A 14,309-nucleotide genomic window follows, 5' to 3' on the forward strand; every position below is an offset into this window, starting at 1 on the left:
AGATTTAAACACTGGTCATTAAGGATAAAAAATGTTCAAAACGCACAAGATAGAAATTGAATGGGCCGGGCGTCCGCTCACCCTTGAGACAGGGAAAATAGCACGTCAAGCTGATGGTGCAGTGATTGCTACCTATGGAGAAACTATTGTCTTAGCAACCGTTGTGTCAGCCAAAAGTCCAAAACCAGACCAGGATTTTTTTCCACTCACTGTTAATTATCAAGAAAAATCCTATGCTGTTGGTAGAATACCTGGGGGCTATTTAAAACGTGAAAGTCGACCAAGTGAAAATGAAACTTTGGTTTCACGTTTGATTGATCGCCCAATTCGCCCCCTTTTCGTTGAGGGATATAAAAATGATACACAAGTTATTGTTTCCGTTATACAGCATGATCTCGAAAATAATCCTGATATCCTTGCGATGATTGCATCTTCTGCCGCATTGACCCTATCAGGCGTTCCTTTCATGGGGCCTATAGCTGGTGCCCGCGTTGGCTATTGTAATGGACAATATGTTCTCAATCCTCATATCGATGAAATGCCTGAATCAAAACTTGATCTTGTTGTTGCTGGAACAGAAAGTGCTGTTTTGATGGTTGAATCAGAAGCACAAGAATTACCAGAAGATATCATGTTGGGTGCCGTGATGTTTGGTCACAAAGGCCTTCAACCTGTCCTTGATGCCATTATAAAGCTTGCTGAAGTTGCTGCAAAAGATCCTCGTGATTTTGTTCCTGAAGATCTTTCTGAACTTGAAAAAGCGATGCAGAAAATGGCAGAACAGGATATACGAAAGGCTTACACAATTACTGATAAGCAAGAACGTTATGCTGCAATTAATGCACTAAAGACAGAAATCCTCAATAAATTTATGCCAGAAACAGAGGAAGACTGTAAGTTTAGTGCTGATCAAATTGCAACCGTATTTAAACAGTTGCAAGCAAAAATTGTTCGCGGGAACATTCTTGATACCCAAAAGCGGATTGATGGACGTAATCTTTCTACCGTGCGCCCTATCCAATCAGAAGTAAGTATTTTACCCCGCACACATGGATCAGCACTCTTTACCCGCGGAGAAACACAAGCTATTGTCGTTGCAACACTAGGAACTGGTGAAGATGAACAATATGTTGATTCCTTAACAGGAATGTATAAGGAAACATTCCTTCTCCATTACAATTTCCCACCATTTTCAGTGGGTGAAACAGGACGCCTTGGTTCTCCTGGTCGTCGTGAAATTGGACATGGGAAATTGGCATGGCGGGCAATTCACCCCATGTTGCCAACGAAAGAATCTTTTCCTTATACCATTCGTGCTGTCTCAGAAATCACAGAATCCAATGGATCTTCTTCTATGGCAACGGTTTGTGGGACCTCTCTTGCTCTCATGGATGCTGGTGTTCCTCTAACACGCCCTGTTGCTGGTATTGCTATGGGCTTGATTAAAGAAGGAGAACGCTTTGCTGTTCTTTCTGATATTTTAGGGGATGAAGATCATCTTGGAGATATGGATTTTAAAGTAGCAGGAACAGAAAATGGTATTACTGCCTTGCAAATGGATATCAAAATTGATGGTATTACCGAAGAGATTATGAAAATCGCACTTGAACAAGCCAAAGGTGGACGAATCCATATCCTAAATGAGATGGCGAAAGCTTTAACCAGTGCACGTGCTGAGCTGAGCGAATTTTCTCCACGAATCGAAGTTATGAATATTTCTGTCGATAAAATCCGTGATGTTATCGGCTCTGGTGGTAAAGTTATTCGGGAAATCGTGGAACAAACTGGTGCAAAAATTAATATTGAAGATGATGGTACCATTAAAATTGCTTCTGTTGATGCTAAAACCATTGAAGCAGCAAAACGCTGGATCCATTCTATTGTTGATGAGCCTGAAGTTGGTGCTATATACCAAGGAATAGTTGTAAAAACTGCAGAATTTGGTGCATTTATAAACTTCTTTGGTTCTCGTGATGGACTCGTTCACATCTCTCAGCTTGCAACAGAACGCGTCACCAAAACAACCGATATTGTACAGGAAGGTGACAAAGTTTGGGTTAAATTAATGGGCTTTGATGAGCGTGGAAAAGTTCGGTTATCAATGAAGGTCGTTGATCAAAAAACCGGAAAGGAAATCACCGGTGATAAAGCGATGAATGAAGAAAAGTGCGTGGATGAAAAAAAACAACCTGAAAATAAGCGCCGCCGTAAGAAAAAAGAAGAGTAAGTTTTTCCTCTTATCGTATCATGAAATGCCATTCCAACATTGGAGTGGCATCTTTCTTTGAAAGAGTCATATGTGTTACTATTTTTGCCTTTTGAAAATCATGAACTCCCGTATCCTGATCCAAACCAATGTTGGCTAAGTTTCGGTTTAACAGAAATCCCAGCTCCAGAATGGGCACAAATTTTAAAAGTTATTACGCCTTGGCGACCAGATTTTTTAAAATTTGTTGATACTCAATTCCACTGCTCTCCTCAAATAGATAAAACCCTTCGCTATGATGGTGCATTTTTACGTTTGAGCAAATATCGTGGTTTTAACCAAAATTGTTTTCTTGATTTATTAGAATGCGTTAAACCAAATGGATGGATTGTAATCAGTGGGAATAAAACTGCTGGTGCTGCTTCAATGATGAAATGGGTCAAAACAATTGTTCCCATCACCAACAAATTATCTAAAAATCATGGTCTTGTATTTTGGTTGCAAGTTCCTCAACAAATTGAGAGACATAACATTACGCAATTGCGCTCACCACCGCTCACTTTTGGTAAATTTCAAACTACTTCTGGTATGTTCTCACACGGACGTATTGATCCAGGATCTGCTGCGCTTGCTTCTTATATGCTCAAAGTTATTTCTGGAAAAACGGCTGATTTTGGTGCTGGATGGGGCTATCTTTCTCACGTTGCACTTGAAAGAAGTGAAAAACTCACCGCTCTCGACCTTTATGAAGCAGACTACAACGCTTTGAGAGCAGCAAAGCAGCACCTTAAATCCATAACAGCTCCTTTTTCAATTCATTTTTATTGGCATGACCTTGTGCATGAACCTATCACAAATCTGTATGACACAATCATTTCAAATCCACCGTTTCACACGCAACAAACAACAGATGTTTCATTAGGAAAAAATTTTATTATAAATGCCGCAAAGTACCTAAAACCAAGCGGCAGTCTGCTTTTTGTTGCAAACCGCCACCTGCCTTATGAAACATTATTAAAAAATATTTTCTGCACAGTGTTGATACATGAACAAGCCCATGGTTTCAAAATTATCGAAGCACGCAGATAAAGAAAACAAACGACAACTCTAAAGAATAAAACGTGAAAGATCGATATCAGCAGCAAGCTCGCCAATAGATTTTCTCACATAAGCGGCATCAATTGTAAACGACGTTCCAGCTTTATCAGGTGCCGTGAAAGAAATTTCATCCAAAACCCGCTCCATCACTGTTTGCAAACGGCGTGCCCCTATATTTTCAATCCTTGCATTTAAATCTACAGCAATATCTGCTAAAGCATCAATTGCATCATCGGTAATTTCCAAATGAACCTCTTCTGTTGCCATAAGAGCAATATATTGTTTAATCAAACTAGCTTCTGGTTCCGTTAGAATGCGCCGTAAATCTTCCCTTGTTAAAGGATTGAGCTCCACACGGATGGGCAAACGTCCTTGAAGTTCCGGTAATAAATCAGATGGCTTGGAAACATGAAATGCACCTGAGGCAATAAAAAGAATATGATCTGTTTTGATTTGCCCATATTTTGTAGCAATTGTTGTTCCTTCAACCAAAGGCAAAAGATCACGTTGAACTCCCTCACGCGAAACCGTAGCACTAGCTCCACCGTCTCGAGTTGCAATTTTATCAATCTCGTCAATAAAAACAATACCGTCATTTTCAGCAACACGAAGCGCCTCTTGAATAATTTGCTCCTGATCAAGGAGTTTTTCAGATTCATCATCAATGAGCGGCTTAAAAGCATCCCTTACTGTCGTCTTACGGACTTTTGTACGGCTGCCCATTTTGCCCAAAATATCTGATAAATTCATAATCCCCATTTGTGCCCCAGGCATACCAGGAATATCAAAGGTTGAAGCACTATTGCTATTATTATCGGCGACTTCAATTTCAATCTCTTTCTCATCCAATTCACCTTCACGCAATTTTTTGCGAAAACTATCACGGGTAGCGGGACTGGCTGTTTTACCAACAAGGGCGTCTAAAACGCGCTCTTCAGCATTCACGTGAGCCTTTTCTTTTATTTCATCCCGTTTCTTTTCACGCACAAGAGAAATGGCAATTTCAACAAGATCTCGAATAATTTGCTCAACATCACGTCCCACATAACCAACTTCAGTAAATTTAGTCGCTTCTACTTTAACAAAAGGTGCTCCAGAAAGTTTTGCTAATCGACGTGCAATACCAGTTTTACCAACACCTGTTGGCCCTATCATTAAAATATTTTTTGGCATAACTTCTTCACGCATCGGCTCATCAAGCTGTTGTCTACGCCACCGATTGCGCAGTGCGATAGCTACAGAGCGTTTGGCATCATTTTGGCCAATAATAAAACGATCAAGTTCAGAAACAGTCTCACGAGGGGAAAATACAACACACATTTAAATAGCTTTCTCTAAAGAAGATAATTCTGCATCCAATGTTTCAATTGTAAAATGATCATTGGTGTAAACACAAATTTTAGCGGCAATAGCCATAGCTTTACGAGCTATAGTTTCTGCATCCAAATCCAAGTCCATGAGTGCACGCGCTGCTGAAAGAGCAAAATTTCCTCCAGAGCCAATTGCCATAACTCCATCTTCTGGTTCTAAAACATCACCAAGCCCTGTTAGAGCCAAAGTTACTTTCTTATCAGCCACAAGCATCATTGCTTCGAGACGACGCAAATAGCGATCTGTACGCCAATCTTTTGCAAGTTCTACACATGCACGCATAAGCTGATCAGGATATTGCTCAAGCTTTGTTTCCAATCTTTCCAGTAATGTGAAAGCATCTGCCGTAGCACCTGCAAAACCAGCAATAACGACTCCGTTCTTTCCAAGACGACGCACTTTACGTGCATTGCCTTTCATAATTGTCTGTCCAAGAGAGACCTGACCATCACCGGCCATCACGACTTTTCCACCTTTTCGTACCGTAATAATTGTTGTACCATACATTATGTCTGGCTTATGTTCTGTCATAAGGAGACTCCTTAATGTTAATTTTACTTTTTAATATTGATTTCTTTTCATACAATGTAAAACTCAATTACTATTGTCCTATTTAAGAACATATACAGCAAAACACAATGATTTAGCATAACTCAATTTGTTGAAAATGGAAAAATGATATCATTGTTGTCAATGTAACTTACTGATAAATAGCTTTATATAAAAAGTTTGTGCCTTTTAGAGGAAAATGATGAAAAAAATAGCCATAGGGACCTTAGGTGGAACAATTGCAATGACTGCTGATAGTTTTGGTCACATGCAACCGACTTTAACTTCAGATAACCTCATAAAAAGTGTTCCTGATTTAAATAACGTTGCTGATATTCATGCACAAACATTAATGCAAATACCAAGTGGATCTTTATCGTTTCAAATTCTTTTTGAAATAATCGAGTGGGCAAAACAACAAATAAATGCTGGTGCAGCAGGTATTGTGTTAACACAAGGGACTGATACTCTGGAAGAAACAGCTTTTTTTCTTTCTCTTTATTGGAAGGAAGCTGAACCACTCATTATAACCGGTGCTATGCGCATGCCTCATGAAGCAGGCGCGGACGGCCCCGCCAACATTTTAGCAGCCACTCGTGTCGCAGCAGCTCCACAAAGTCGTAACAGGGGCGTTCTCGTTGTCATAAATGATACAATTCATTCACCTTATTGGCTCTATAAAAGCCATACCATCAAAGTCGAAACATTTCAATCAGGTCTCGCAGGTGTTTTAGGAACTATTTTAGAGGAAAAACTTATTTATTTCAATGATCAAAAACTTTTTCCGACAACGTTTGATCTTCCCCAAAACCACGATCATCAAATTGCTCTCCTCTATTCCTCTTTATCATCTGATGCACAATTAATGAAACTATGCCTTGAAAGTGGGTATTATGCTGGAGTTGTTATTGCTGGTTTTGGTGCAGGACACTGTAGTTTTCAAGAAGCAGACCTTGTACAAAAATATGCACAAAAAATACCAATCATTATTGCTAGTCGTTGTTGTAATGGCTCAACAACTCGTATAACTTATGGCTATAAAGGCTCAGAAATCGATATGATTGCTTCTGGTGCTCTCATGTCTGGTTATTTATCAGCCGTAAAAGCGCGTCTACTTTTATGGGCTTTTTTAGCGCAAGGGCACTCATTAGCACAAATCCGTGCAAACTGGAATGATTGGACTATAAGTTAATAAAAAATGATCTATTATCTTAAAGAAGAGAGCATACAAAACAAAATTTATTTGAAAATCAAGTCGCTCATTTGTCCACTTTTAATCGATTGCTGCGGCAAAAAATTCTCAACCAATACAAATGATTGATACGACTATACAAAAAATTAATCAGGAAGATAATCTGGTCAAATCCGTTTCTGACCGATATTCGCCCTATCGTGTTTTTACTGCACAAGAATGGTCAGAGTTTCGTGCAGACACACCTCTTACTTTGACTTTTGATGAAATTAAGCGTTTACGTTCTATCGATGATCCTATCGATCTTAAAGAAGTCCAACGCATTTATCTTTCTTTATCGCGTCTATTATCATGTCATGTTGAAGCAGTACAGGAACTTTTTCACAAACGTCAGCAGTTTCTCCATCAAGAAGAGAGTAGAAAAACGCCCTTTATTATTGGAATTGCTGGTTCTGTAGCAGTAGGAAAATCAACCACGGCTCGCATTCTTCAAGAACTGTTGAAACGATGGGCATCTAGCCTTAAAGTTGATCTGATCACAACGGATGGTTTTCTTTATCCTAACGCTATCTTAAAGCAAAAAAATCGTATGAATCGTAAAGGATTTCCTGATTCCTATGACATTAAAAAATTGCTGTGCTTTCTTTCGGCTATAAAAGCAGGTATCGGAAATGTCCGTGCCCCGCTTTACTCACATATGACCTATGATGTTCTAGAAAATCAGACAATTACCATTGATCGTCCTGATATTTTAATTGTTGAAGGTATTAATGTATTACAGGTCAGTGATCTTCCTAAAGATGGGAAAGCTATTCCTTTCGTATCAGATTTTTTTGATTTTTCAATCTATGTTGATGCCGAAACAGAAGTCATTCGTCACTGGTATTTGGAGCGCTTTAAACGTTTGCGTAAGACAGCTTTTCAAAATCCTGAATCCTATTTTCATCGTTATGCCTTGCTCAGTGAAAAAGAAGCCTCAAAAATCGCTGAGGATCTTTGGCAAACAATCAATTTAAAAAATTTACAAGAAAATATATTGCCAACACGACCACGATCCAATCTCATTCTACGAAAAGGGAAAAATCATTTGGTCGAGTATGTCGCACTTAGACGACTATAAGGATCTCATAACTATGCAGCACTATCACATTCATTTTACCTCAACGCGTATCGATAACAGTTGCCCTATCATCTTGGTAAACCAAAGAACTCTTGCCAACTTATCACTTGATGCGTCAACAACAGCATGGATAAAAGTTAATGACTTTACTGGTAAAGCAGGACAAATACTCTTTGTTCCTCACGAAACAGGGCATTTAAAAAAAGTTTTATTTGGAATTGGCAATGGGAACGATCCCTTTATCACAGGACTGCTTGCTCAAAAACTTCCTGCTGGTCAATGGCATTTAGAAGGTACAACCTCTGATGAAATAAATGCCTATCTTGGATTAGCATTCGGTAGCTATCAATTTAATCGCTATCGTCAAAATTCTTCTTTCAAATCATTGTCCATCCATGTCAATGAGGCCGTTGATCTTAATGAACTCCAACGAATTTATGAAGCTGTCTTTTTCGTCCGTGATCTCATCAATATTCCAGCCAATGATATGCCCCCTGATGCTCTCGAAAAAGAAGCCCGAAAACTAGGAAAAACCTACGGTGCTCATGTCCAAAGTATTTGTGGAGATGATCTCTTAACCCATAACTTTCCGATGATTCATGCCGTAGGACGAGCAGGCAGTACTGCACCGCGACTGATTGAGTTACACTGGGGACAAGAACATCATCCTAAAATAACGTTGGTGGGCAAAGGGGTAACTTTTGATACGGGAGGACTCGATATTAAATCAGCCAATAACATGTTGCTTATGAAAAAAGACATGGGAGGTGGGGCAAACGTTTTGGGATTGGCTAAACTTATCATGGATGCCAAATTGCCTTTCCGTCTACGTGTCTTGATTCCAGCTGTAGAAAATGCAATTTCTGCGAATGCTTACCGACCAGGTGATATTCTTAAGAGTCGTAAAGGCTTAAGTATTGAAGTAGGTAATACTGATGCTGAAGGGCGACTTGTTCTTGCCGATGCGCTTGCCTATGGTGATGAAGAAAGTCCACAATTCATGCTTTGTATGGCTACCTTAACAGGAGCAGCGCGTATAGCATTAGGACCAGATCTTCCCGCATTTTATTGTAATGATTCAATATGGGCACAACAAATTTCTGAATCTGCTCACGCTGTTTTTGATCCTCTTTGGCAAATGCCCCTTTGGAAACCTTACCAAGAGATGTTATCATCACCAATTGCTGATCTTAACAATGTAACTGGAAATAGCTTTGCTGGCTCTATAACGGCTGCTTTATTTCTTAATTCTTTTGTTGAAAAAGCTGAACATTTTGCGCATTTTGACCTTTATGGATGGGTTCCAAAAGAAAAACCAGGATACCCTATTGGTGGATCAGCACAAACTATTCGTGCCCTTTATAATATTTTTAAAAATGAAATTTGACACACAATATCCACAAAGATAGACAATTTTACATCTTAAAGAATAATTGCGACTGTCTTAAACTCTGTTCTTATTTTTGTTTGAGGATAAAAACCTTACCGATAGAGTTTTCATGAGTTTGTTTAAAGGTAAGAAGTAACAAAACGGAAAGCAAAAAGATGATCTCTAAAGACCCAAGGCTTTATGCATTCAGAGATGATCTAGCAGATCAACGTCTTGAAACAGAAATTACAGCCCAGCGCTTTGTTCAAGGTGAAAAAAGACGTGTTAATACAGCGGTCGCTGGACTTTTTAAAGAAAATAGTACAAAAAGTGAAAGACAAACAGAATGCTTATTGGGAGAAGAACTTCTCATTTTTGAACAAGGGGAAACGATGTCGTGGGGGCAATCACTCAAAGATGGTTATGTTGGTTATATTGATACAAAAGTCCTTTGTACATCAACTATAAAACAAACGCATGTAGTTTCAGTACCACGTACATTTAAATATTTACACGCTGACTTACATGGACCAATAATGTCTCCGCTATCTATGGGAAGCAAAGTCAGTGTTGTTGATGAAATTGAAGTCCGTGACACAATGTATTCTATTCTTGAAAATGGAACAGCAATCATTACGAGCCACCTCAGTTCCATTGGACGTGTATATGAAGATTATGTCACAGTTGCAGAAACCTTTATCCGTACACCTTATCTTTGGGGTGGTGTCAGCGGTTTTGGAATTGATTGTTCGGGACTCCTTCAGCTCTCTATGATGATGACCGATCAAATAGTTTTACGTGACACCGATATGCAGCAAAAAACTATAGGTAGTCCTCTTACAGATACTGATAAACTTCAACGAGGCGATTTAATTTTTTGGAAAGATCATGTTGCTATTATGGTTGATCATGAAAATATTATTCATGCAAATGGTTTTTCCATGGACGTTATGATCGAGCCATTGGAAAAGGCAATTACGCGTATCGCTAAAAAAAATCAATATCCCCTCGCAAAACGTCGTCCAATGCAAGAAACTTAATACATGCCCCCTATAAAAATAATTAATTGAATGTTTTTTGTTATATAATAAATTGATTTATAAGGATAATTATCCATCATTCATTCTGTGTCAAGAATTCTAAATATCGTAAAATTCTCTCATTTCAAATCTTTTTTTATGTTGAAGCAATCAAAAACATTTGCTTGTTTTGTTCATCACAAGCGGAATTGATGTATAAGTAAAATGGTTACGAAAAGAAAAAATATCCCTTCTGAATGCTCCCAAATGCTAAGAACTATCGTAACATTGGGACCAGCTTACTCCTTCATAAGCGTAAAGATAGCGGCGCTCAATAGATTTTACATTATTTCCATGAGCGCTTTAACGTTATACCATTCACTAATGCCGGCACAAAATGGGCTTTGAAATGTTTCGAGATGCCTCTTTTAAACAAGCTCATGAATATGCAACAACAATGCCGTTCTATATTACGTAAAGAACGTGCCCCCTTAATCAAAAGGGACATTTTTTGATCTTCTTTTAAAGTTCATATTCATTTAGAAATCTTTATTAATATTCGCCTATCTTTAAATACTGAGAAAACTCTTTAACCGGCTTACTGAATAACATGCATTAAAATATCATATAGTCAATCATAAATCGTATTACATAACTTGAATCAGAATTCTTGATATTATCATATTTCACTGTTTCAAATACCTTTATTACAAACCAATAGAGAAATAAGCTTATTCTTTTCAAAAAAATGAAAATAAAAATTATTACGCAGTTTTATCATTTCTTTTCTATTCATTTTTAGTTTTTTTTAATATATAAAAATAATATCTTTCTTATGTTATTATATAATCATGTATTATAATGATAATTAAACTTTTTGTCATGTAAAACAATCTCTAACAACAAACACAAAGCTTTCTTTTTTAAAGATTTTTTTGAAATTTTTCCTATTATCGATATCTCATGAAGTAAATACTCCTGATATCTCTCAGTGCATCCAAACCCGTCTCACAATGATACGCGTGAAAAGTATGACATACATTTCTACCACTATCTTTATACTTATGAATCGTGCAAAGGCATCATTATACACTTTGCCAATTCTTAATGTTACGATAATCCTTGGCTATTGGAGAGTGTTCTTTCAGCACGTATTTTATTTCTTTCTTAAATAATTTTATCCATATAATTCTCCTCTCTTAGAACGTGCAAAAGAATGGTCTTGATTAATTTAACATAAAACAGATTTGAAATGAGAAAAATTTTTACGACTCTGGACTTTCCCATTCAACATAAAAATTATAAATTATCATTTTAAATCAATATATTGAATTATATTTAAACAATATTTCCTTCTTATAACGCATTAAAGAAGATGATTTTTCAATACCTGAACCAATGGTTTATCAGCATCAGGCATAGGGTATTTATCAAGATCATTAATAAAAACCCATTCTAAATTTTGCCCCTCTCGTCCTTGCGCAACTCCCTCATAATGATAACAAAGATACAATGGCATCAAGAGGTGAAATGTTGCACAGCTATGGCTCGCAAACGTTAAAGGTAATAAATTATTTGCCTGAACATACACACCAAGCTCTTCTTCTAGTTCACGAATCAATGAAATTTCTGGAGTTTCACCTTGCTCAACCTTTCCACCAGGAAACTCCCATAAACCAGCCAGCGATTTTCCTTTAGGACGCTTGGTAAGTAAAACACGATTATTTTGATCTAACAGTGCACATGCAACAACAAGAAGAAGGGGACTTTTTATACACATATCACTCTCCAATGAGAATTTAAAGATAACTGTCTCTTTCTAGTATATTCTCTTACCTCAAAAAGAACTCACATATCTCACTCTCTTTTAAAAAATAATAGGCAGTTTAATATAGAGAGTGCATCTGTTAACTTCTGTAATCGCTATTGATCATAACGTACTCTTTTGTTAAATCGCAAGACCAAACCGTCGCCGTGCTCTTACCCAAACCGATATCAACACGAATTGTGATGTGTTTACCTTGCATATAAGCACCTATTGTCTCTTCACAATACTCAGGATCTCGTACGCCATTCACGGCCACACGATGCTCACCAAACCAAATCGTCAATAGATCACGATCGACTTCAACACCGGCCTTCCCAACTGCCATAACGACCCGCCCCCAATTCGCATCTTCACCGGCAATAGCCGTTTTTACGAGCGGTGAATTTGCAATTGATAAAGCAATAGTTTTAGCTGCATTGTTTGTTGTAGCCCCCATCACATTAACCTCAATTAAATGACGAGCACCTTCACCATCACAAACAACTTGTAGTGCAAGCTCATGCAGAAGTGCACTCAATTGTTTCACAAAAACCCCATAACGCGGATCAGATTTACTTGTAAGACATGGAAAATGTTCTTTTCCTATCGCAAACAACATAAGCGTATCTGAAGTTGAGGTATCGCTATCAACAGTAATTGAATTAAAAGAACCCTCAACTGCCTCTGATAACATGGATTGGAGTGCATCCGAAGAAATAGTAGCATCACTAACCACAAACGACAGCATTGTCGCCATATCGGGTGCAATCATACCAGCCCCTTTTGCAATTCCATTAATGGTAACACTCTCTCCCCCACAGTCAAAAGTGCGCGTCGCAAGTTTTGGAAATGTGTCCGTTGTCATTATGGCTTTTGCAGCTTCCAACCAATTTCCCTCTTCTGCTGTCTCTGCCATACTTGGTAAAAGATTGACAATACCCGATGCATCCATTGGCTCACCAATAACACCCGTGGAAGCTATAAAAATTTCATCTTCTCTAACCTTTAAAGCATTCGCTGCTGCACAGATGATTGCATTGGTTGTGTGCTTTCCTTTGCTTCCTGTAAAAGCATTTGCATTTCCAGAATTCACAACAACACCCCTCGCAACCCCATGAGGAAGCGATGCACGACAATGCTCTACAGGGGCAGATGGACATTTTGAACGAGTAAAAACACCGGCTACACTCACTGGCTTATCGAATATGATGAAAAGAAGATCTGTACGATCTTTATATTTAATCCCAGCTTCAGCTGTCGCTATCCGTACACCAGATAAGGGAGAAAGCGCCTGGATCTTTTGAGGCGACAAAGGAGAGATTTTCAAAACCACAATATGCTTTCTATAAAAAAATGAAATGATTGCAGATCAATAACCTCTCATAGAAAACTGCTAGGCTTTTTGAACAAAACTAACCTAGCAAATTATCTATTAAAGAGGCTATCCACTTATTTTTCCTAGCTATTCCGTATCTTCTTCATCCGATGTCTCATCGGGAAGTAGCGTCCCATTTTGATGAAGCGATTCCATGATTTTTGTAACATCAGGATCAGGGTATTTCACATCTATCTTGCTACGCAAATCAACAATCAGTTCTTGATAGCGCTTTTTTATTAGCTGTGTTCGCAACATCTCTTTGACATCATCAAATGCAGGCGGTTGTTTCAAACGACGATCTTCTAATTTAATAATATGCCAACCAAAAGGACTTTCAACGGGTTGTTTAGTGTATTCGCCAATTTTTAAACCAAATGCAGCATCTTCAAAAGGCTTGACCATTTGACCATGGCTAAAATAACCAAGATCACCCCCAACGGCAGCAGAACCATCTGTTGAACTTTTCTTTGCAATCTCTTCAAAATTTTCGCCTTTATTTAAATGCTTAATGATAGCTTCTGCTTCTTTTCTCGTTTTGACCAAAATATGACGCGCTTTAACCTCGTCCTCTTTAGGTAAAGCAGCAACTTCTTGCTTATAAAGGGCTTCCAAATCAGTATCTGAGATTTTGTCAACAATCGCCTGTTTAAAATAAAGCTGTTGAAGAACATTGTCACGCATGATTGCCATACGTTTATCGTAAGCTTCTGTCTTATCAAGACCTTTGCTTCTTGCTGCTTTTGCAAGTGCCTGCATATCTAAATAAGCTTTTAGGACCATCATACGGCGTTGTTCATCAGGAAAACGTGCTAAATTAGGATTTATTTCAAGCGCTAAATCATCCAATTGGCCTGCTGTAATATTTTTCCCATCAATAACCGCCATAACATGAGAAGGAGAAACGGCTTTTTCAGAAGCTTTCTCCAAAGTCTTTAAATCATTCGACGGTGAATTCAAACCTTCTTGGGCTCTCACCCCTAAACTTGTACTTGCCAATAAAGTTGATGCTAAAAAAAGCGTGATAACGTTAAATTTCATAAATATACTCCTTAAAAATGAAGGCAGGTTCAAGATTCCAATTTTCTTTACCATAGTACTTTAATCTTTAAACATAGAGAAATAAATTAGTAATTTTATTTTAAAAAGTATAAAATTGTCCTTTTATCTCAGTTTCTCCAATCCTATCTAATGCAGATGAAG

At 38.0% G+C, this 14,309-nt stretch carries 11 protein-coding genes; 6 read left to right on the forward strand and 5 right to left on the reverse strand.

Annotation, left to right across the window (positions count from 1 at the left end):
• Positions 1 to 31: 31 nt before the first annotated feature.
• Entirely contained in the window at positions 32 to 2,227 is a 2,196-nt protein-coding gene (gene pnp / locus ACFIJ0_RS03500) for a polyribonucleotide nucleotidyltransferase (protein WP_375644109.1), read from the forward strand.
• 72 nt (positions 2,228 to 2,299) lie between these two features.
• Positions 2,300 to 3,295: a class I SAM-dependent methyltransferase gene (locus tag ACFIJ0_RS03505; RefSeq protein WP_375624635.1), complete on the forward strand. Its 996-nt coding sequence runs from the start codon at positions 2,300 to 2,302 to the stop codon at positions 3,293 to 3,295.
• 18 nt (positions 3,296 to 3,313) lie between these two features.
• On the opposite strand, the gene hslU is transcribed toward ACFIJ0_RS03505, so the two are convergent.
• Together hslU and hslV are read right to left on the reverse strand one after the other, a co-directional pair.
• Positions 3,314 to 4,624, reverse strand: a complete 1,311-nt coding sequence (gene hslU, locus ACFIJ0_RS03510; RefSeq protein ID WP_375624636.1) for an ATP-dependent protease ATPase subunit HslU — start codon at positions 4,622 to 4,624, stop codon at positions 3,314 to 3,316.
• Complete coding sequence (gene hslV, locus ACFIJ0_RS03515) at positions 4,625 to 5,206, reverse strand: ATP-dependent protease subunit HslV (protein ID WP_012754621.1); 582 nt, start codon at positions 5,204 to 5,206, stop codon at positions 4,625 to 4,627.
• Positions 5,207 to 5,426: 220 nt separating this feature from the next.
• Between hslV and ACFIJ0_RS03520 the strand changes: the two genes are divergently transcribed.
• From ACFIJ0_RS03520 to ACFIJ0_RS03535, 4 genes are all read left to right on the forward strand, one after another.
• Complete coding sequence (locus tag ACFIJ0_RS03520; protein ID WP_375624909.1) at positions 5,427 to 6,416, forward strand: asparaginase; 990 nt, start codon at positions 5,427 to 5,429, stop codon at positions 6,414 to 6,416.
• 121 nt (positions 6,417 to 6,537) lie between these two features.
• The gene (coaA, locus tag ACFIJ0_RS03525; RefSeq protein WP_375624637.1) at positions 6,538 to 7,536 is read left to right on the forward strand and encodes a type I pantothenate kinase; all 999 of its coding nucleotides are present in this window, start codon (positions 6,538 to 6,540) and stop codon (positions 7,534 to 7,536) included.
• Between the two features lie 13 nt (positions 7,537 to 7,549).
• A complete protein-coding gene (locus ACFIJ0_RS03530) occupies positions 7,550 to 8,923 on the forward strand; it encodes a M17 family metallopeptidase (protein ID WP_375624638.1) in 1,374 nt (457 codons plus the stop codon).
• Positions 8,924 to 9,081: 158 nt separating this feature from the next.
• Complete coding sequence (locus tag ACFIJ0_RS03535) at positions 9,082 to 9,945, forward strand: NlpC/P60 family protein (RefSeq protein WP_375624639.1); 864 nt, start codon at positions 9,082 to 9,084, stop codon at positions 9,943 to 9,945.
• A 1,345-nt stretch (positions 9,946 to 11,290) separates the two neighbouring features.
• Here ACFIJ0_RS03535 and mutT read toward each other — a convergent pair.
• From mutT to ACFIJ0_RS03550, 3 genes are all read right to left on the reverse strand, one after another.
• On the reverse strand, positions 11,291 to 11,704 hold the full coding sequence (gene mutT / locus ACFIJ0_RS03540) for an 8-oxo-dGTP diphosphatase MutT (protein ID WP_375644108.1): 414 nt from the start codon (positions 11,702 to 11,704) through the stop codon (positions 11,291 to 11,293).
• Between the two features lie 127 nt (positions 11,705 to 11,831).
• Entirely contained in the window at positions 11,832 to 13,064 is a 1,233-nt protein-coding gene (argJ, locus tag ACFIJ0_RS03545; RefSeq protein ID WP_375624641.1) for a bifunctional glutamate N-acetyltransferase/amino-acid acetyltransferase ArgJ, read from the reverse strand.
• Positions 13,065 to 13,193: 129 nt separating this feature from the next.
• Positions 13,194 to 14,147 carry a peptidylprolyl isomerase gene (locus ACFIJ0_RS03550; protein WP_375624642.1) on the reverse strand — a complete coding sequence of 318 codons (954 nt, stop codon included), beginning with the start codon at positions 14,145 to 14,147 and terminating at the stop codon, positions 13,194 to 13,196.
• Positions 14,148 to 14,309 lie beyond the last annotated feature (162 nt).

The organism is Bartonella sp. OC68QHHN (assembly GCF_042193875.1).
Taxonomy (GTDB): Bacteria; Pseudomonadota; Alphaproteobacteria; order Rhizobiales; family Rhizobiaceae; genus Bartonella; species Bartonella grahamii_A.

Excerpts from the sequence above, each read along its gene's own strand:
- pnp (WP_375644109.1), top strand. The coding sequence starts at position 32 with ATGTTCAAAACGCACAAGATAGAAATTGAATGGGCCGGGCGTCCGCTC.
- hslU (WP_375624636.1), bottom strand. The coding sequence starts at position 4,624 with ATGTGTGTTGTATTTTCCCCTCGTGAGACTGTTTCTGAACTTGATCGT.
- hslV (WP_012754621.1), bottom strand. The coding sequence starts at position 5,206 with ATGACAGAACATAAGCCAGACATAATGTATGGTACAACAATTATTACG.
- ACFIJ0_RS03520 (WP_375624909.1), top strand. The coding sequence starts at position 5,427 with ATGAAAAAAATAGCCATAGGGACCTTAGGTGGAACAATTGCAATGACT.
- coaA (WP_375624637.1), top strand. The coding sequence starts at position 6,538 with ATGATTGATACGACTATACAAAAAATTAATCAGGAAGATAATCTGGTC.
- ACFIJ0_RS03530 (WP_375624638.1), top strand. The coding sequence starts at position 7,550 with ATGCAGCACTATCACATTCATTTTACCTCAACGCGTATCGATAACAGT.
- ACFIJ0_RS03535 (WP_375624639.1), top strand. The coding sequence starts at position 9,082 with ATGATCTCTAAAGACCCAAGGCTTTATGCATTCAGAGATGATCTAGCA.
- mutT (WP_375644108.1), bottom strand. The coding sequence starts at position 11,704 with ATGTGTATAAAAAGTCCCCTTCTTCTTGTTGTTGCATGTGCACTGTTA.
- ACFIJ0_RS03550 (WP_375624642.1), bottom strand. The coding sequence starts at position 14,147 with ATGAAATTTAACGTTATCACGCTTTTTTTAGCATCAACTTTATTGGCA.